Source organism: Synechococcus sp. RS9907, assembly GCF_014279615.1.
Classification (GTDB): Bacteria; Cyanobacteriota; Cyanobacteriia; order PCC-6307; family Cyanobiaceae; genus Parasynechococcus.
The window spans coordinates 1,903,552-1,921,103 of the sequence record NZ_CP047944.1 but is presented as its reverse complement, the minus strand read 5'-3'; the positions used below and the strand labels follow the sequence as shown (position 1 = coordinate 1,921,103).

Sequence of the window (17,552 nt, the reverse complement as noted above, 5' to 3'; positions counted from 1 at the left end):
GGCTTTCAATCAGGGTATTCTCGAGCCGCATTGACAAGCTAGCGTCAGAATAGTTGGGCCTTAAAATGTGCCACTTTTTAGCGCCGTATAAGGCCCTATATGCGCATATAACGACGCTTTTGGACCAATAAGGTCAAATAGTCGGCAACTGGCCATCATAGCCGATAGTAGTGGTTTTTGACCTGTTTGCCGCCCAAAAGCCTGTTTGACATTGGGTTTTGCTGATTAAAAATGATGGTGTCGGCTTCCATAATTTATGAGAACAAGCCAATTACGCCAGCGCTATATGACGCTGGAGCATACAGATGCAGAAAGTGACGAATTCACGCTTTCGTTTAGCAGCGAAATGCCTGTTGACCGTCCGCGTGGCACCGAAATTTTGTCGCATGATGCTGATGCCGTAGACCTTTCACGGCTAAACGACGGTGCGCCGCTGCTGATGAACCACAACGCCGACAAGCTGCTTGGCGCAGTGATGTCAGCAGAGATTTCTGGTGGCAAAGGCCGCGCAGTTTGCCGTTGGGGTACGTCAGATCTGGCACAACAAGCTAGGGCTGATGTTGCACATGGTGTTTTGCGCAATGTCTCTGTCGGCTACGAAATTATCGAAGAAGAAACTGATGAATCTGGTCGCATCGTTGTGACGCGCTGGATGCCCTTGGAAATTTCACTGGTGTCAGTCCCTAGCGATCCATCAGTTGGTGTTGGCCGCAGTCACAAGCGTTCAACTCGCAAAACAAAAAAATCTGTTTCCCAACCCATGACTCAAACCCAATTCCTGCCTGTCACTCCGATTGCCACTGGCTTTGACGAGTATTCCCGCGAATCCAACGAGTTCAGCATGGTGCGCGCCATTCAGGCAGCGGCATCAGGTGACTGGTCACAAGCTGGCCGCGAACGTGAAATTAATCAAGAGCTGCAACGCCGAGAAGGAAAGCGCACACAGGGTTTTCTTGTTCCTGAACAGGCTTGGTCGAAACGTGCTTTTACTGCTGGTACTGCAACTGCTGGCGGCAATTTGATTCAAACCGAACTGCTGGCCGGTTCGTTTATTGATGCCCTGCGTGATCGGCTGGCTATTGCTGAACTTGGTGCTCAAACCCTTCCAGGACTTGTCGGTAACGTCAATATTCCCAAGCGCACCGGCAGCAGCACCGCTTACTGGTTTGGTGCTGACAATGCTGATGCTGTTACTGAAAGCACCGGCACGATTGGGCATGTTTCGATGCAGCCACGCACTGTTGGCGCATACAGCAAATTTTCGCGGTTGATGCAGCTTCAAAGTACGCCCGAAATTGAGTCGCTGATTCGCGCCGACTTTGTGGCTCTTCTTGCTGATGCCATTGATTCTGCGGCTATCAACGGTTCTGGTTCTTCAAATCAGCCGACAGGTATCTTGCAAACCAGTGGTATCGGCAGTGTGGCCGGTGGTACCAATGGGTTGGCACCTACTTTGGATCACCTGCTGGATCTGAAAAAAGAAGTTGCTGTTGATAATGCTGACCTTCCGACATGTGGCTATCTAACTAATGCCAAAGTCGAGAACGTGATTAGTAAGCTTACCGACAGTAACAATGCCTATCTTCTTTCTCCTTACGGGTCAGAACTGGGTCAGTCACAAATTGCTGGTCGTCGTTTTGTTGTCAGCAACAATGTGCCTTCTAATCTGACAAAAGGAAGCGGCACAGACCTTTCTGCCATTATCTACGGCAATTTTTCGGATCTGCTGATCGGCCTTTATGGCACGTTGGAAATTCTCACCGATCCATACACTGATTTCGCTAAGGGTACTGTCGGTGTTCGTGCTCTTCAGAGCATTGATATTGCAGTTCGCCATGCTGAATCATTTGCTGCAATGACTGACGCAATTGCAAGTTGAGTTAAAATTAACTTGCAGAACGAAGGGCGGTTTAGGAGTTTCCGCCCTTTTTTATTGCCTTATGAAAGCCCTTGATTATGAAGAGCATTTGCCATCGCGTTTAATTTCGCGGCAGCAAGTTGCAAGGCTTTTAAATTTTTCGGTGGCTGACAGTCAGCAGTACGAAGAATGGCTGCGCAGGGTGAAAAAAATGATTCCAGAAGTTCAACCAGACAAGTATCCCTTTGGCTTGGCAATCATGCTCGGAAAATTTGTCAAAACTCGACAGTGGCTGGACCGTGTTCCTTTGGCTCCCAAAAGCTGACATTTCAGGCTGCAAAGCCCTGTCATGCCAATGCCTTTGGCCTTCCTGTCCACAAGCGGCGTTTGTCCACCATTTGTCCCCCGCTGCTGGACCAGATTGTGACCGCGTGAAACCTCGATGCTGAGATCCCTTGCGGTGCAGTCGTTTTGGAAAAGCCGATGACCTGACTTGAACAGGCGACCCACGCTTTACGAAAGCGTTGCTCTACCGGCTGAGCTACATCGGCGTCACAAGCAATTTAACATTTGCTCTGAATCCAACTTGGACGTTTGCCCGATAATCCCCGCCCCAAATCTGGCCTGGATCCCGCCCTGCGGGAACGGTTGCTCAAGGAATCACAGACCCCCTGGCGTGGGCTCAGACGGCTCGTCTGGTTTGCTCTCTTTGCTTCCGCTGGACTCGGCCTGTTCACGATGGCTTTCCGTGCTTCCGCCGGCGACACCGTCGATCTGGCTGACTTCGGCATCCAGGGGGGTGCTCTCCTGCTCTTCACCGGTCTGCTCTGGTTCGACCGCAACAGGGACAGCAGCAGCGACGCTTGATTTGTCGGCGTCAACCGCATGGATGTCTTCAGCGTCGTCGTCTTCCGACATGTCGTCTTGATCCTCTGCATCGACCGGTTCCAGCGCTTCGGGCTCGACGTCATCAGACTCTTCAGCCGTCGCGGTGTTGATGGCTGAACTTTCGTCGTCTGGCTCTTGGTTGTCTGGTGCTTCGTCGTCTGGTTCTTCGTTGTCAGGGCTGATGTCGGCGGTGCTGACGTCTTCAGTGCTGCTGCCCTGTTCCGGCGTGGTGTCTTCCATGTCTTCCACGCCGATGGCCTCATCGGCGTCCTGATTGCTTGTTGGAGCAGCCTCTTCAGCATCATCAGACGACTCCTCGTCAGCTTGAGCTTCGGCAACGACGGGCTCAGGAGCGGTTTCGGGATCAGCTTCGTCAGACATTGCAACCGTCACCGGTTTGTCGGCTGAACTTTCCCCGTCGGGTGCTTCGTTGTCAGCGCTGGCTTGATCAGTAGTGGCTTGATCAGTGCTGTCGTTCGTTTCCGTCGCGGTGTTTTCCATCCCGATGGTCTGATCGGGCTCTTGCTTGATCGGCTCCAGCGCAGGCTCCGGCCAGTCCAGGCCGGGGAGGTTGAGAATTTGAAGGCCCAGGCTGGTGCGTTGCGTTGCCACAGCGTCAGCACGAAAAGCTGAATCGGCAGGGGCAACGGTTGCTGGTGATCCAAGCAACAGCGCTGCGGCTTGAATCAGCTGCTGCACCTGCCAGACCATCAAGGCCAGCAATGGGCTGACCAGCAACAGGGTGACCAGACGGGATTGTCCCGAAACCGGGGAAAATTCACTCGCCAGCACCGCTGAATCGTCCATCCACCAGAGCACGGGCAGTAGGACCACTGCGGCGATCACCACAGCGGCGCGGCTGCTCAAGCCCCCGTGCGAGGCACTGATGCGGAGTTGATCGCTGTTGCGGCTGGCCAGCGGCTGACGCACGAACAGCAGTGAGCCCCAGTCGGCGGGCCGTCGCCACAACGCGACGGCTGGGGCCAGGACCCCCACCCCCCAGATCAGGAATCGCTCCACGCCTGGTACAGGACCCGGATCCGCGCCGGCCAGAACCAGGCGGATCAGCAGCAGCTCCAGTGGGATGGCTCCAAAGGCCAGGCACTGAAGCCAGAGCAGGGGCTCGCTGCGGGGCTGCACGATCGCTTGCGGGGTCAGGTGGTGAGTTTGCGGCGTTGGGTGACCATCTTGAAGGCTTCAATGCGATCGCCCTCTTCCCAGTTGGCGAACCGATCGGTGCCGACACCGCATTCGAAGCCCGTGGCCACTTCCTTGACGTCGTCCTTGTTGCGACGCAGGGAGTCGAGGTCGCCCTCGTAGACCACCTGTTTTCCGCGGTGCACCCGCACCCGGCAGTTGCGATGCAGCTTGCCGGTGGTGACATAACAGCCGGCCACGGCGCTCTTGCCGATGGTGAAGACGGCACGCACCTCGGCTTCGCCCAGGGCCTCTTCCACCAGTTCCGGCTCCAGCAGACCTTCCATCGCCAACTGGATGTCTTCCAGCAGCTTGTAGATCACGTCGTAGTCGCGCACATCCACGCCGGTGGCATCCGCCGCTTTCTTGGCGCCGGAGGCCATGGAGGTGTTGAAGCCCACGATCACCGCGCCGGAGGCGGCGGCCAGGTCGACGTCGGTTTCGGTGATCTCGCCAGGTGCCGACAGCAGCACCCGCACCTGCACCTCATCCTTGGGCAGCTGCTCGAGCGATCCGAGGATGGCTTCCACGGAGCCTTGAACGTCGGCCTTGAGAATCAGGTTGAGTTCCTTCAGCTCACCGTCATTGGCCTGGCCGGACATGGCCGTGAGCGAGACGCGTCGTGACGCCATCTGCTGAGCAAGACGGGTGGCACGGGCATCGGAGGCGCGATCGCCCACCACGGCCCGGGCCGATTTCTCGTCGGGGTACACCTCGAACTCGTCACATGCGGTGGGCACCTCGCTGAAGCCCAGGGCCTCCACAGCAAAGGAGGGGCCCGCTTCCTTGAGGCGTTGGCGGTTGTCGTCCACCATGGCGCGCACCTTGCCCAGCACCGGACCAGCGGCGACGACGTCGCCGGTCTTGAGGGTGCCGTTCTGCACCAGAAGCGTGGCCACGGGGCCTTTGGCCTTGTCGAGGTGGGCCTCGATCACGGTGCCGCGAGCCAGACGATCCGGGTTGGCCTGCAGGTCTTCGACTTCGGTGACCAGCAGCAGCATCTCCAGCAGCTTGTCGATGTTTTCGCCCTTGATGGCGCTCACCGGCACCATCACCACATCGCCGCCCCAGTCTTCCGCCAGCAGGTTTTGCTCAGACAGTTCCTGTTTCACCCGCTCGGGCGATGAACCTTCCTTGTCGATCTTGTTGATCGCCACCACGATTGGCACTTCAGCGGCCCGGGCGTGGCTGATGGCTTCCAGGGTCTGGGGGCGGACGCCGTCGTCAGCGGCCACCACCAGCACAGCCACGTCGGTCACCTTGGTGCCGCGGGCTCGCATGGCCGTGAAGGCTTCGTGCCCCGGTGTGTCCAGGAAGGTGAGCTTGCGCTGCTCGTTGTTGTGCTCGATCTCAACCTGATACGCACCGATGTGCTGGGTGATGCCGCCGGCCTCACCCGCCGCGACGCGGGCCTGACGGATGGCATCCAGCAGGCTGGTTTTGCCGTGGTCGACGTGGCCCATGACGGTGACCACGGGCGGACGTCGGATCAGGTGAGCCTTGTCGGCCTCTTCGATCATCTCGACGGTCTTCTTGGCCGCCTCCTCCACGTCGTCCTGCAGTACCGGCACACCGAATTCGTCGGCCACGGCCTCGATCGTGGGCATGTCCAGGGTCTGGGTGACCGTGGCGATGATCCCTTTGAAGAACAGGGATTTGATGATCTCTGAGCTTTCGACGCTCAGCATGTCCGCCAGTTCCTGCACCGTGAGGTTGTCCTCCGGCACCACGATCATTTCGGGACGCACCTGCTTGGCTTCCCGGGCTGCCCGCAGCTCCATGGCACGCCGGCGCTGACGCTGACGGGCGGTTTCCTTCTTGCGCTTGCGCATCGCCGCCACCGGCTTGGGTGCGGTGCGCTGCTGCGACTTGGGCTTGGCGGGACGAGCCAGGCTCGCCGAGAGAACCATATTCTCCTGTTCACCAGCGAAGCCGCCGGTCTGTGCCGCCAGGGAATCATCGTTTTCACCGATGATGTGCACCTTCTGGCGCTGCTTCTGCGGCGAGCGGCTGCGCAGAGCATCGAGCCGTGCGCTGTCATCCCAGTCGGGACGGCCAGGCCGCCGCTGGCCACCAGGGCGGAAGCTGGGACGGCGGGGCGCTGAGGGGGCATTCGGACGCGCCACGGGCGGGGTGGCTGTTCCTGCACCTGCACCGGCTTTGGTGGGTGCATCCGGACGGCGGGGTGCCGGTGCCGTTGGCCTGCCGACAGGCTTCTGCAGCTGCATGAGCTCACCGGGAGCCACCGGTTTGCGCATTCCAGCAGGCATGCCCGGACGTCCAGGAGCTCCAGGACGGGTGGGCGATCCAGGACGGCCGCTACCTGTGCTGCTGCCGTCGCGACGAATCGGCTTGCCGACCAGTTCCAGGGTGTTGCCGCTGCGGGGAGGCATCCCGGGGCGACCCCCCTGTCGGGTGGGGGCTCCGGGACGGCTTGGACCGCCCTGGCGTTGAGGCACGCCGGTGCCTGCCGGACGGCGGGGCACAGGTTTGCCCACCAGTTCAGGCCGCGGCGTGGGCCGTGAGGGTGCACCAGGCTTTGTGGGGGCGCCGGCACGGGTTGGCGCGCCGGGCCGAGATGGAGCGCCTGCGCGGACAATCTGTGGCTTGGGCTGCCCCTGGCCAGGGGTGGGCCGCGCTGGGCTTCCAGCACCTGCGGGGCGTGGCGTCGGTCGAGCCGGTGTGGGCCGCGGCGTGGGTGCCGTGGGTTTGGCAGCAGCCTTGGGCTTGCTCACCAGTTCCGGTTTGCCTGCAGCCGGCTTGCTGACAACCTGCGGCTTGGCCGCGGCAGGTCGTGGAACGGGTTTTGCCGCCGTCGGCCGCGCCGGGGCTGCGGTGGGGGTCTGAGGAGCGGCGGGCCGCGTCGGTGCTGCTGAGGCTTTCACCGGTGCAGCCGCTGGCTTGCTGATGACCGGTTTGGGCGTGGCCGCTGCGGGAGGCTTCGGGGCCGCCTGCGGTTTGGCAGCCGCCACGGGTTTGGTGACCACGGGCTTGGCAGCCACAGGCTTGGCGACCGGTTTGCTCACCGCTGGGGCGGGCTTGGTTGGTGCGGCGGGGGCCGCTTTCTTCAGCGAGAGGATGGCCTTGCCAGCTGCGGGCTTGGCAGGCGCCGCGGCAGCGGGTTTCGCACCATTCCCGCCCTTGCCGAGGAGCGAACGGATCTTTCCGGCTTCAGCGTCACTGATCGAGCTGCTGTGGCTCTTCGCAGCGATCGACAGCTTTTCAGCCGCATCCAGCACGTCCTTGTTCTCAAGGCCGAGGTCCTTGGACAGCTCGTAAATTCTGACTTTGCCGCTGCTGGTCATTCAGTTCGGGTCTCCGATCGGTCCGGGCATGGAATGCCGCGGTGGCCACGCACAAGGTGGGGCCAATGTTCAGTCTGCCTCAGCGGATTCACCAACGCTTTGGTTAAGCCGCTGTTTCAACACCGCAAGCACTGTTTCGGGCACCTGACAACGCAGGGCTTTCTGCAGACGCTTGCGACGGGTCGCCTCCTCAAGGCAGTTCTCCTCGCGGCAGAGATAGGCCGAACGGCCCATCCCCTTATCGAGGAGAACTCCGTCCTGATGGTCGCGGATCACCCTCCAGAGTTGGCGGCGATCCAAGAGCTGGCGGCAGGCCACGCAGCGACGCAGGACGGGGCGGTCACTCACCGGACCTGCTCCTGATCGGGATCGGCCTCAGCCGCTGCGTCCGTGCTTTCAGCTTCAGCCTCGAGCTCGGTTTCGCTGCTGGCTTCCACCTCAGCGGGCTCCTCCTCAGAGAACTCCTGCTCGGCCTGCTCCTCGCCGTACTCCTCTTCGTCTTCGGGCAGCGGATACAGCTCCCGCAGGCGTGCATCCTCTTCAGCCCGAGCGGCCTGTTCGGCGGCAAGTCGTTCTTCGGCTTGCTGCTGGAGGGCTTCCTCCTCCTCCCGCTGGGAGATCAGCTCTGCCACCACGGCATCCTCGGCCTCTTGGTCGTATTCGGTGGAGTTCTTGATGTCGATCTTCCAGCCGGTGAGTCGGGCGGCCAAACGAACGTTCTGGCCTTCGCGGCCGATGGCCAGGCTCAGCTGATCGGGGGGCACCAGCACATGGGCGTGCTGGCCCACGGGATCCACCAGGCGCACCATTTCCACCCGAGCGGGGCTGAGGGAGTTGGCGATGTACTGGCCCGGATCCTGCGACCAGCGGATCACGTCAATTTTTTCTCCACGCAGTTCGTTCACCACCTGCTGAATCCGGGAGCCGCGGGCGCCGATGCAGGCGCCGACGGGATCCACCTCGCGTTCGATGCTGTCGACGGCCACTTTGGTGCGGGGGCCCACGGAACGGGAGGGGGGATTGGCCTCACGGGCCACGGCCACGATCCGAACGGACCCTTCCTGTATTTCGGGAACTTCGTTCTCGAACAGGTAGACCACCAAACCGGCATTGGAGCGGCTGACGAACAGCTGCGGTCCCCGGCGGGGCACTTCGCTCACCTCTTTCAGGAACACCTTGAAGGTGGCGTTGGCGCGGTAGTTGTCGTTGGGCAGTTGATCGCGCCGGGGGAGTTCAGCCTCCACTTCCGGACGGCCCAGGCCTGAGCTGACCGCCATGATCACCGACTGGCGCTCGAAGCGGATCACCCGGGCCGTCAGCACCGGATCCTCCAGATCAGCGAATTCCTCCTGGATCATGCGGCGCTGCTGATCCCGCAGCTTCTGGGCCAGCACCTGCTTGGTGGTGGCGGCGGCCATCCGGCCGAAGTCCTCTTTCTCTGGGGTGACATCCAGCACCACCGTGTCGCCCACCTGGGCGTCATCGGCCACCTGCATCACCTCAGCGATTGCGATCTGGTGGTCTTCGCTCTCCACCTCATCAACAATGATCTTGCTGGCGAGAACTCGGTAGCCCTCCTCCTCAAGGTCGAGGCCAACGTCGAAGTTGCTGAAGTACTCCTCATCAAAGGGGTCTTCGCTGATGCCGATGTAGAGGGTGCGCCGGTAGCGCTCATAGCCCTTCAGCAGGGCCTCCCGCAGGGCCGCCTCCACCACCTGGGGCGGCAGCTTCTTCTCTTCGCTGATGTCGTCGATCAGGTTGCTGAGGCCGGGAAGCAGAACGAGAGCCATCGCGTTGGGTTAGGGAAAAGAAAGGAGCGGTTGCAGGGGTGTGAACGCTGGGTTCAGCTGCCTGGACTCGTGAGGCGGACACCGATCACGCAATCCCGGGGAATCCGTTTGATTCGCCCGCGAATGTTGATCTGCAGCGTGTCGGCGTCGCGTTCGAGCAAGAGGCCCTCCAGGCGTTGCTCGCTGTCGTCCTTGTCGCGGTGATGAACCTCCACGGGGAAGCCGCGGAAGGTTTCAAAGTCGCGATCGCTGGACAGATGGTCGCCGATGCCGGGACTGCTGATCTCCAGAACATACGCGTCAGTGAGCAGGGTGGAGGCCTCAAGGGCATCCCCCAGCACGCCACTGAAACCGGCGCAGTCATCAAGGCTCACATCCGCTCCACTGCTGTGTCGGATCTGCACTTCCAGGGTCATCGGGCTCATGTGGGTGAGCAGCTGAATGCTGCAAAGGGCCAAGCCTTTGCTGGCGGCCACATCGGTGACCAGCGTTTCGAGATCCGGAAGCAGAGGATGAGGCAACGCGAACTGAGGGCGGACGTCGGCCCGACGTGCATTTCAGTTGTGACCGATCTCCCGCAGGGAGATGCCCGTCGGACACACCTTTAATGTACGGGACCGTCTGCCCGCCGTCAGCTGTTGCCCAGATCGATGGCCGGTGCATCGGGGAAGGCGTCGCCCGGCTGTTCAGCGCCGCGCCCTTCGGAATCCTGATTGATGCAGAGGCGTCGACGCTCGGGATCGGTCACGTACTGGCAGACGCGGCTCCAGAGTTTGCTGCGGCTGCCCTGGGGGCCATTGCTGAACGTCACCACATCGGTAAGGCCAGGGCGCTCTTCGATCACGACCTGGCAGAGCTCACAGCGTTGTGTAGCGGCGGTTTCACTCAAGGATGAAGCCCACGAGACGCTTCGACCTTAAGCAGTGCACTCCAGAGCTGCTGTGTGTTCACTGGCAGCCCTGAACGGAAATGCGGTAACTAAATCCAGTGGCTTGCGGATCCTTGTTGGCGCCGATCCTGAAATTCACCTGGCTGATGCTCTTGCCCGGCACCTGCTGGAAGGGGCCGAACATTCGTCCGGTGCCCACGGGCGGCTGCAGTTGTTCATCGGCCACCTTGCGGTTGCTGCCGTCGCTGAATTTGAGGAAGGCCTGGACCGGATAGCTGCTGGGGTCACTGGAATCGGCCGTGAAAAACAGTTTGAAGCTGCGGTAGGGCTGATCCACCAGGAAATCGGTGTTCCAGTTGGTGCGGCCGATGGCTTTGCCGATCAGCCCCTTGGGACGCTCCACCTTCTTTTTCACAATCGGGTCACCGCCCCCCACCGGAGGCAGGAAGCTGAAGGCTGCATTGGCCTGTAGCGGCATCAGCAGCAGGCCCAGGACGGGCAGAACAGCGATCGATCGCATCAAGCCCCCGATGGATTGGGTGTGAGTGGCGTCAGGGGAGGGCCCTCTTCGAACCGCTCCAGTAGCACTTGCGTGGGGATCTGGGTGCCGAAGCGGCAGGCGTTGGTTTCGCTGGAGGCGAGGGTGCCGTGTTCCCAGAACTTGTTGCTGCCGTTGCCACCGCCGCAGAGGCCGAAGTATTCGCAGCTCTTGTGGCAGGTCTCCACGCCGCTGCTCATGTCGGCCATGAGCCGACGGAACTGCTCGGTGTGGGTGGACTCCACCAGCGACAGATCCTTGAGATTGCCGAGGTTGAAGCTGCCGTAGCGGTCGCTGGCCACCGAAAGCAGCTCAGGGTCGAAGGTGGAGAAATTGCCCTCCCAATCCACGCTGAGGATCGAGAACGGGCGATTCAGCTCGTTCTGGGTCATCCGCGCATTGCCTTGGATCAGGCTGATCACCTGCTCGAATTCGCGCAGCACCACGGGATAGCCGTCCTGCTCGCTGAGCCGCCAGAAGGCCCGAAGGAAGTCGCGGTACTTCTCCTCCATTACAGAGCCCTGCATCGATGAAGTGGTGTTGATCCCCTCCTGCTCCTCAACGTTGAAACCCACGTCGTTGATGCCGTTGTCGCGGAAGAAGCGGTACATCCGCTCCGGTTGCTCCATGGCATCGGCGGTCACCACCGAGATGCAGTGGAAGGGCACATCGTTGCGATGCAGGGCTTCAATCCCCTTCATCGCCATGGCGTGGGAGCCGCGCCCGTTGCGGAAGCGCCGGTGGGCGTCGTGGATGTCCTCCGGGCCATCCACACTGATGCCCACCACAATCTTGTTGCGCCGGAAGCAGCCGCACCACGCGTCATTGATCAACGTGGCGTTGGTCTGCACGTGCTGGGTGAAGTCCAGCCCTCGGGCGTTGAACTGCTCCAGGCTGCGATACAGGATCGCCGTTGCCTCGTCGTACCAACTGGTGGGCAGGGTGAGTGGCTCCCCGGCGTGCCACACCAAGGCAATTTCCGGCCCGGCATAGGGGCTTTCCAGAATCCGCTGCATCAGCAAGGGCAGCAGATCGAAGTCAAAGACCCGCTTCTTCTGCCGGTCCGGCAGATAGCAATACGAGCAATCGAGGTTGCACAGCGAGGTGGACTGCACAACTACGAGGCCGATGGGCCCGAACCGGTTGAGGTCGGGCCCGACGTTGGGAGAGGAAACGATCACCAGTTCACGAAGCCGCCGCCACCGTTGCCCCAGGCACCGCCACCGTTGCGCCAGCCGCCGTAGTAGCGACCGTTGCCCCATGTGTTGCGGCTATTGCTCCACTTGTTGCCGCTCTTGCCGTTGCCCCATTTGCCTTTGCCGTAGCTGTTGCCGAATTTCTTGCCCTTGCCGTTGCCCCACTTGCTCTTGGCAACCAGCTCACCTTCGATCTCAGGATCCTGAAGCAGGCTGCCCCAGTCGGTGTTCCGCACCGCTTCAATCCGGGCTTCGATGCTGTTGGCTTTGGCCGGGCCGGTCAGCTGCTCGGGGGCGGTGTAGGTGGAGCTGGCTTCAGCGGTTTGGCAAAGCACGGCGCTGGAGGCCAGCAGTGCTTGAAAAGCAATCAGTGAACGCTTCATGACTGTTGGTGGATAGAGAACAAAAGCAATCGAGGAGTCGTCAGATTCCCGGTGTGGCTGGAGTGTTGATTTCTGCTGTGATGCTGAGGATCAGGCCGTAAAGGGAGCGGATCACGTCCTGGCTCAGACCCACATCGCTGCCGGGGCCGATCCAACGGTTGATCATGCGGCGCGTTCCCGCATCACCATCCATGTAGGCCTGCATCATCTGGCCCAACGCGATGTTGGTGGAGGAGAGCAGCTTGCCGTTGTTTTGGTTGACGATGCAGCTGATGCCGGAGCGGCCGTAGGGACGGAAGGGCAGCAGTGCCGTCTTGTCGATGCGGCTGTTGGCGGCCAGCCAAAGGGTTCCGCCCCCAAGGATCGGCACGTCACCCGCGTAGAAGGCATCCAACGCTTCCTTCGGGGTGGTGAAACTCTTCAGCGTGGCGCCGGGCACCACGTTCTTCAGCACCTGGGCGGAAGCGGTGTCCTTCACCACACCAATGGTTTGGCCCTCCAGTGAGGCGGGGGTTCCATCGACGGTGGTGTCGTTGGCCATCAGCAGACGGGTGCCACCGATGCCGAAGGGCAGGCTATAGGTGACCTGCGTGGAGCGGCCCCAGGTGAAGGCCACGCCGCAGGCGATGTCGGCCTTGCCGGTGATCACGGCGCCGATGCCATCGTTCACCGACTTGGCCACCCGGTAGTCCACCTTGCGGCGCTTGGCCTGGATCCGGATCTGTTCGAGAACGTCAACCCCGAGGCCTTCGTAGCCGGCATCTGTTTTGTGATACAGCGGCTTGACCTCCTCAAAGATCACCGCCTTGAGCGTTGTGCTCTCCGCGGAGGCCTGAGGGGTGAGGGCAACCGGGCCAGCCAGGGCAAGCAGAGCTGCCGCTGGAGCCAGAAGTGCACGCATGCGAAAACTGCGTTTGCTGATTTGTTAGCTGGAATGTCCAAGCTCGACCGCGCATCGCAATGGAGGTTCTGAGATTGCGATCGATTTGGACCAGGGCCCGTTTCTCCGGCTGGATCCGATAAAAAGAAGGCAATGAGAGGTCTTGTGTTGCGGTACGCCCTGCGTCAACTCCTGGCCGTTCTGATGGCCGTAGCGGTTCTGGTCGGTGAAGGTGACTCAGCGCAGGCCCTGGAGCACAGCTTTGTGGCCGATGCCGTTCAGCGGGTGGCGCCGGCGGTGGTTCGGATCGACACCGAGCGCACCGTGGAACGTCAGCCGTTTGACCCCACGCTGCTTGACCCCCTGCTGCGGGACCTGCTGGGGGACCCTCCGGCAGGTCCGGAGCGGGAACGGGGCCAAGGCTCTGGTGTGGTGATCGATGCCAAGGGCCTTGTGCTCACCAATGCCCATGTGGTGGATCGGGTGGAGTCCGTCAGCGTCACCCTGGCCGACGGGGAACAGCGGGATGGACGGGTGGTGGGCACCGATGCTGTGACAGACCTGGCCCTGGTGCGTCTCGAGGGCGATCAACTGCCACCACGGGCTCCCCTTGGTGATTCGGAAGCCATGCAGGTGGGCGATTGGGCGATCGCCCTCGGCACCCCGTTCGGATTGGAACGCACGGTGACCCTGGGCATCGTCAGCAGCCTGCACCGCAACATCAACAGCCTTGGCTTCGCCGACAAACGGCTGGAACTCATTCAGACCGACGCCGCCATCAACCCGGGCAATTCCGGTGGACCGTTGGTGAACGGCGATGGCCAGGTGATTGGCATCAACACCCTGGTGCGGTCGGGCCCTGGGGCCGGCCTCGGTTTTGCCATCCCGATCAACCTGGCCCGCCGGGTGGCTGATCAGCTGCAGCAACAGGGTGAAGTGGTGCACCCCTACATCGGTCTGCAACTGGTGGCGCTCACACCGCGCATCGCGCGCCAGCACAACAAGGACCCCAATGCCCTTGTGCAGCTGCCGGAACGTAGTGGTGCCCTGGTGCAAGCCGTGCTGCCCGATGGCCCGGCTGAAAGCGCAGGACTGCGCCGCGGCGATCTGCTGATCACGGTGGATGAGCGCGACATTGCCGACCCTCAGGCGCTGCTCGAGGTGGTGGATGCCGCCGCCATCGATGTTCCCCTGCCTCTGAAAGTGCTGCGGGCCGGCCGCGAGCTCACCCTGTCCGTCAAACCTGAGCCCCTTCCTGGGATGGCCTGAAACCCCTTGCTACGGTCGCGCCCAAAGGACGTGACCCGATGGCTGATCTACAGACCCAGATGAAGCAGGCGGTGGCTGATGCCGCCGTGGAACAGATCAAGGACGGCATGGTGCTGGGCCTGGGATCAGGCTCCACCGCCGCTCTGATGATTCAGGGCCTGGGGGCCAAGCTCACCAGCGGAGAACTCAAAGACATCGTCGGTGTCACCACCTCCTTCCAAGGAGAGGTGCTGGCCGCTGAGCTCAACATTCCTCTGCTCAGTCTCAACGCCGTCAGCCGGATTGATCTGGCCATCGATGGTGCCGACGAAGTCGACCCTGGCTTCCAATTGATCAAGGGTGGTGGCGCATGCCACGTGCAGGAGAAACTCGTGGCGGCACGGGCGGATCGGTTTGTGGTGGTGGTGGACTCCACCAAACTGGTGGATCGTCTCAACCTCGGTTTTCTGCTGCCGGTGGAAGTGCTCCCCGGGGCCTGGCGCCAGGTGAAGCAGCAGCTGGAAGCACTCGGGGGCAGCGCTGAGCTGCGCATGGCCCAGCGCAAGGCCGGCCCTGTGGTTACCGATCAGGGCAACCTGGTACTGGATGCCAAGCTCGACGGCGGCATCAGCGATCCAGTGGCCCTGGAGCAGACGATCAACAACATTCCCGGTGTGCTGGAGAACGGTCTGTTCGTCAACATCACCGATGAGGTGTTGGTCGGTGAGATCACCGATGGTGTGGCGGGTGTCCGCAGCCTGGAGAAGCGCCTCAGCTGAGGCGCCGCCGCACCGATTCAGCGTGGCTGTGCAGGCCTTCACTGGTGGCCAGCTCCTGCACAGCTGAACCCGTTGCTTCCAGGGCAGCCCGGTTGAAACCGATCAGCGAGGTGTGGCGCATGAAGGTCTCAACACTCAGGGCCCCGCTGAAACGCGCGGCTCCACAGGTGGGCAGCGTGTGGTTTGGGCCTGCCAGGTAATCCCCCACCGCTTCTGGGGACCAGGGGCCCAGGAAAATGGCTCCGGCGTTCTGAATGCGATCCGCCAGGGGTTCGGGCCGCTCCACCAGCAGCTCCAGGTGTTCGGGGGCGAAGCTGTCGCTGAGGCGGGCACAGCTCTCGAGGTCGCCGCAGACCACCACCAGCCCCCAGTCCCGCAGAGCGGCTTCGCAGATCTCCTGGCGGGGGTGATCGGCCAGCTGTTCGGCTACTGCGGCGTTGATCCCGTCGGCCAGTGCAGGGTCGGTGGTGATCAGCACCGCCGCCGCCAGGGGGTCGTGCTCCGCCTGCGCCAACAGATCCGCTGCCACCTGATCGGGCTTGGCGGAGTGGTCTGCGATCACCAGCACTTCGCTTGGTCCCGCCAGGGAATCGATGGCCACCTGGCCGTACACCGCCTGTTTCGCCAGGGTGACGTAGAGGTTCCCGGGGCCACTGATCACGTCCACCTTGGGCACGCTCTCGCTGCCGTAGGCCATGGCGGCAACAGCCTGGGCACCTCCGAGGCGGAACACCGTTTTCACGCCGGCCAGGTGGGCCGCTGCCAGCACCACGGGGTTCACCGCACCATCACGTCCGGCGGGGGAACAGATCACCACGTCTTTGACGCCGGCGACCCGGGCTGGCACCGCATTCATCAGCACGGTGCTGGGGTAAGCCGCCCGTCCTCCGGGCACGTAGAGACCCGCCCGCTCCACCGGCCGCCAGCGCCGCCCAAGCTGTTCGCCGTGGGGGCCCGTCACCGCCAGATCGGCGGGACGTTGGCGTTGGTGGAAGTCGGTGATGCGGCGATGGGCCAGCTCCAGGGCATCCCGCAGGTTGGTCGGCAGCGACGTCCAGGCCTGCTCGAGGGCCTCGGGGGACACCGCCATCGGTTCGGGCCGGAAGCCATCGAACCTTTCGGTGAAGTCGGCAATGGCGGCATCACCGCGATCGCGCACCGCTTTGAGAATGGCTTCAACCCGCTCACGGGCTTCACCCTGCTGGGTTTGTGTGGTGCGGCTCGACAACCGTTTCAGCTCAGTCTGGGCCCGGTCCAGATCCCGCACGATGCGAAGGGGAGCAACGGCCGGCTGGCTCACAGACAAAGGAACAGGGGGAGAGTTCGGTCAAGTTAGGACTCCACAACCCAGGGAAGGGGGTCCTGTCAAGGAGTAAGGTGCTGGATTGTTCGCAACGTTGAAGCCTCAGTGGCCAATAACAAGTCAGCCAAGAAGCGGATTGAGATTGCTGAGCGCAACCGTCTGCGCAACCGCACCTACAAGTCGTCGATGCGCACCTTGATGAAGCGCTGCTTCGCCGCCTGTGACGCGTACAGCGCCACCCCTGGCGATGAAGCCAAGGCCAGCGTGCAGACCTCCATGCGTGCCGCCTTCAGCAAGATCGACAAGGCCGTGAAGGTGGGTGTGCTGCACCGCAACAACGGTGCCAACCAGAAATCCCGCCTCAGTGCGGCCGTGCGCAAGGTGCTCGAGCCCGCCAGCTGAGTCGGTTTCAACCGTCAGAATGGGCCGAAAGCGCGTTTCGGCCCAGCTGTGTCCCCCACCCCGACGTTGATCGACAGCCACTGTCACATCGTCTTCCGCAACTTCGACGACGACCTCGATGAGGTGGCTTCACGCTGGCGTGAGGCCGGTGTTGGTGCACTGCTGCACGCCTGCGTCGAACCCTCCGAAATCCCGGCGATCCGCGCCCTGGCGGATCGATTCCCGGAGATGCGTTATTCCGTCGGCGTCCATCCACTGGACACCGAGCATTGGCGGGATGACACGGTGGCGGTGCTGCGCCGGGCAGCTCTGGAGGACGATCGGGTGGTCGCCATCGGCGAACTCGGCCTCGATCTCTTCCGAGACAAGAATCTCGAGGAGCAGCTTGCTGTGCTGCGCCCTCAATTGGACCTGGCGGTTGAGTTGAACCTGCCGGTGATCATTCACTGCCGGGATGCCGCCGAGCCGATGCTGGAGGAACTGCGGGCCCGCAAGGCGCAGGGCCGTTGCCCCGGAGGGGTGATGCATTGCTGGGGCGGTACCCCCGATGAAATGCACCAGTTCCTGGAGCTCGGCTTCTACATCAGCTTCAGCGGCACCGTCACCTTCCCCAAGGCGGAGCCCACCCACGACTGCGCCCGTCAGGTGCCGGAGGATCGTTTCCTGGTGGAAACCGACTGCCCCTTCCTGGCCCCTGTGCCCCGCCGCGGCAAGCGCAATGAGCCGGCCTTCGTGGCCTCTGTTGCCACGCGGGTGGCTGAGCTGCGCGGCGTGGATCTCGACAGCGTGGCCTGCAGCAGCACCGCCAACGCCCGGCGTTTGTTCGGACTCCCATAACCGGAGTTCCAAGGGTGTCGAGTCCATATGTAAGATGTTGTATTGGCCTGGCCATGCGC

17 protein-coding genes, 1 tRNA gene and 1 pseudogene are annotated in these 17,552 nt (G+C 62.1%); 7 read left to right on the top strand and 12 right to left on the bottom strand.

Annotation, left to right across the window (positions count from 1 at the left end; genetic code table 11):
• Positions 1–256: 256 nt before the first annotated feature.
• The gene (locus tag SynRS9907_RS10630; protein WP_188020979.1) at positions 257–1,879 is read left to right on the top strand and encodes a phage major capsid protein; all 1,623 of its coding nucleotides are present in this window, start codon (positions 257–259) and stop codon (positions 1,877–1,879) included.
• 61 nt (positions 1,880–1,940) lie between these two features.
• A complete protein-coding gene (locus SynRS9907_RS10625; protein ID WP_188020978.1) occupies positions 1,941–2,183 on the top strand; it encodes a hypothetical protein in 243 nt (80 codons plus the stop codon).
• 153 nt (positions 2,184–2,336) lie between these two features.
• Here SynRS9907_RS10625 and SynRS9907_RS10620 read toward each other — a convergent pair.
• A tRNA-Thr gene (locus tag SynRS9907_RS10620) sits at positions 2,337–2,409 on the bottom strand.
• Positions 2,410–2,452: 43 nt separating this feature from the next.
• Here SynRS9907_RS10620 and SynRS9907_RS10615 point away from each other — a divergent pair.
• On the top strand, positions 2,453–2,725 hold the full coding sequence (locus SynRS9907_RS10615; protein ID WP_370586607.1) for a DUF3493 domain-containing protein: 273 nt from the start codon (positions 2,453–2,455) through the stop codon (positions 2,723–2,725).
• 600 nt (positions 2,726–3,325) lie between these two features.
• Here SynRS9907_RS10615 and SynRS9907_RS14100 read toward each other — a convergent pair.
• The 10 genes and pseudogenes from SynRS9907_RS14100 to grrP form a co-directional block, all read right to left on the bottom strand.
• Positions 3,326–3,886: pseudogene (locus SynRS9907_RS14100) on the bottom strand (low-complexity tail membrane protein); the annotation flags it as partial.
• A gap of 14 nt (positions 3,887–3,900) precedes the next feature.
• Positions 3,901–7,248, bottom strand: coding sequence for a translation initiation factor IF-2 (gene infB, locus SynRS9907_RS10610; protein WP_188020977.1), 3,348 nt, complete (start codon positions 7,246–7,248; stop codon positions 3,901–3,903).
• Positions 7,249–7,317: 69 nt separating this feature from the next.
• A complete protein-coding gene (locus SynRS9907_RS10605; RefSeq protein WP_114989435.1) occupies positions 7,318–7,596 on the bottom strand; it encodes a YlxR family protein in 279 nt (92 codons plus the stop codon).
• The gene (gene nusA / locus SynRS9907_RS10600) at positions 7,593–9,038 is read right to left on the bottom strand and encodes a transcription termination factor NusA (RefSeq protein WP_188020976.1); all 1,446 of its coding nucleotides are present in this window, start codon (positions 9,036–9,038) and stop codon (positions 7,593–7,595) included. Before nusA ends, SynRS9907_RS10605 begins: the two co-directional genes overlap by 4 nt.
• A 53-nt stretch (positions 9,039–9,091) precedes the next feature.
• Entirely contained in the window at positions 9,092–9,559 is a 468-nt protein-coding gene (rimP, locus tag SynRS9907_RS10595) for a ribosome maturation factor RimP (RefSeq protein WP_188020975.1), read from the bottom strand.
• Between the two features lie 110 nt (positions 9,560–9,669).
• On the bottom strand, positions 9,670–9,927 hold the full coding sequence (locus SynRS9907_RS10590; RefSeq protein ID WP_188020974.1) for a hypothetical protein: 258 nt from the start codon (positions 9,925–9,927) through the stop codon (positions 9,670–9,672).
• A gap of 58 nt (positions 9,928–9,985) precedes the next feature.
• Positions 9,986–10,447 carry a hypothetical protein gene (locus tag SynRS9907_RS10585; protein ID WP_255445888.1) on the bottom strand — a complete coding sequence of 154 codons (462 nt, stop codon included), beginning with the start codon at positions 10,445–10,447 and terminating at the stop codon, positions 9,986–9,988.
• Positions 10,447–11,646: a cyclophane-forming radical SAM/SPASM peptide maturase GrrM/OscB gene (gene grrM, locus SynRS9907_RS10580; RefSeq protein WP_188020973.1), complete on the bottom strand. Its 1,200-nt coding sequence runs from the start codon at positions 11,644–11,646 to the stop codon at positions 10,447–10,449. The genes SynRS9907_RS10585 and grrM overlap by 1 nt, the downstream gene beginning before the upstream one ends.
• Positions 11,643–12,044 (bottom strand): GrrA/OscA1 family cyclophane-containing rSAM-modified RiPP, encoded by a 402-nt coding sequence (gene grrA, locus SynRS9907_RS10575; protein ID WP_186513534.1) that lies wholly within the window; start codon positions 12,042–12,044, stop codon positions 11,643–11,645. Before grrA ends, grrM begins: the two co-directional genes overlap by 4 nt.
• 40 nt (positions 12,045–12,084) lie before the next feature.
• Complete coding sequence (gene grrP / locus SynRS9907_RS10570) at positions 12,085–12,945, bottom strand: extracellular substrate binding-like orphan protein GrrP (protein ID WP_188020972.1); 861 nt, start codon at positions 12,943–12,945, stop codon at positions 12,085–12,087.
• Between the two features lie 183 nt (positions 12,946–13,128).
• On the opposite strand from grrP, the gene SynRS9907_RS10565 reads away from it, so the two are divergent.
• Both SynRS9907_RS10565 and rpiA read left to right on the top strand, forming a co-directional pair.
• Positions 13,129–14,193: a trypsin-like peptidase domain-containing protein gene (locus tag SynRS9907_RS10565; RefSeq protein WP_188022443.1), complete on the top strand. Its 1,065-nt coding sequence runs from the start codon at positions 13,129–13,131 to the stop codon at positions 14,191–14,193.
• A 38-nt stretch (positions 14,194–14,231) separates the two neighbouring features.
• Entirely contained in the window at positions 14,232–14,951 is a 720-nt protein-coding gene (rpiA, locus tag SynRS9907_RS10560; protein ID WP_188020971.1) for a ribose-5-phosphate isomerase RpiA, read from the top strand.
• Here rpiA and hisD read toward each other — a convergent pair.
• Positions 14,944–16,251: a histidinol dehydrogenase gene (gene hisD, locus SynRS9907_RS10555; RefSeq protein WP_115131862.1), complete on the bottom strand. Its 1,308-nt coding sequence runs from the start codon at positions 16,249–16,251 to the stop codon at positions 14,944–14,946. The genes rpiA and hisD overlap by 8 nt on opposite strands.
• A gap of 108 nt (positions 16,252–16,359) precedes the next feature.
• On the opposite strand from hisD, the gene rpsT reads away from it, so the two are divergent.
• Complete coding sequence (gene rpsT / locus SynRS9907_RS10550; RefSeq protein ID WP_011365018.1) at positions 16,360–16,656, top strand: 30S ribosomal protein S20; 297 nt, start codon at positions 16,360–16,362, stop codon at positions 16,654–16,656.
• 48 nt (positions 16,657–16,704) lie between these two features.
• On the top strand, positions 16,705–17,493 hold the full coding sequence (locus SynRS9907_RS10545) for a TatD family hydrolase (protein ID WP_038553492.1): 789 nt from the start codon (positions 16,705–16,707) through the stop codon (positions 17,491–17,493).
• The last annotated feature ends 59 nt before the right edge of the window (positions 17,494–17,552 follow it).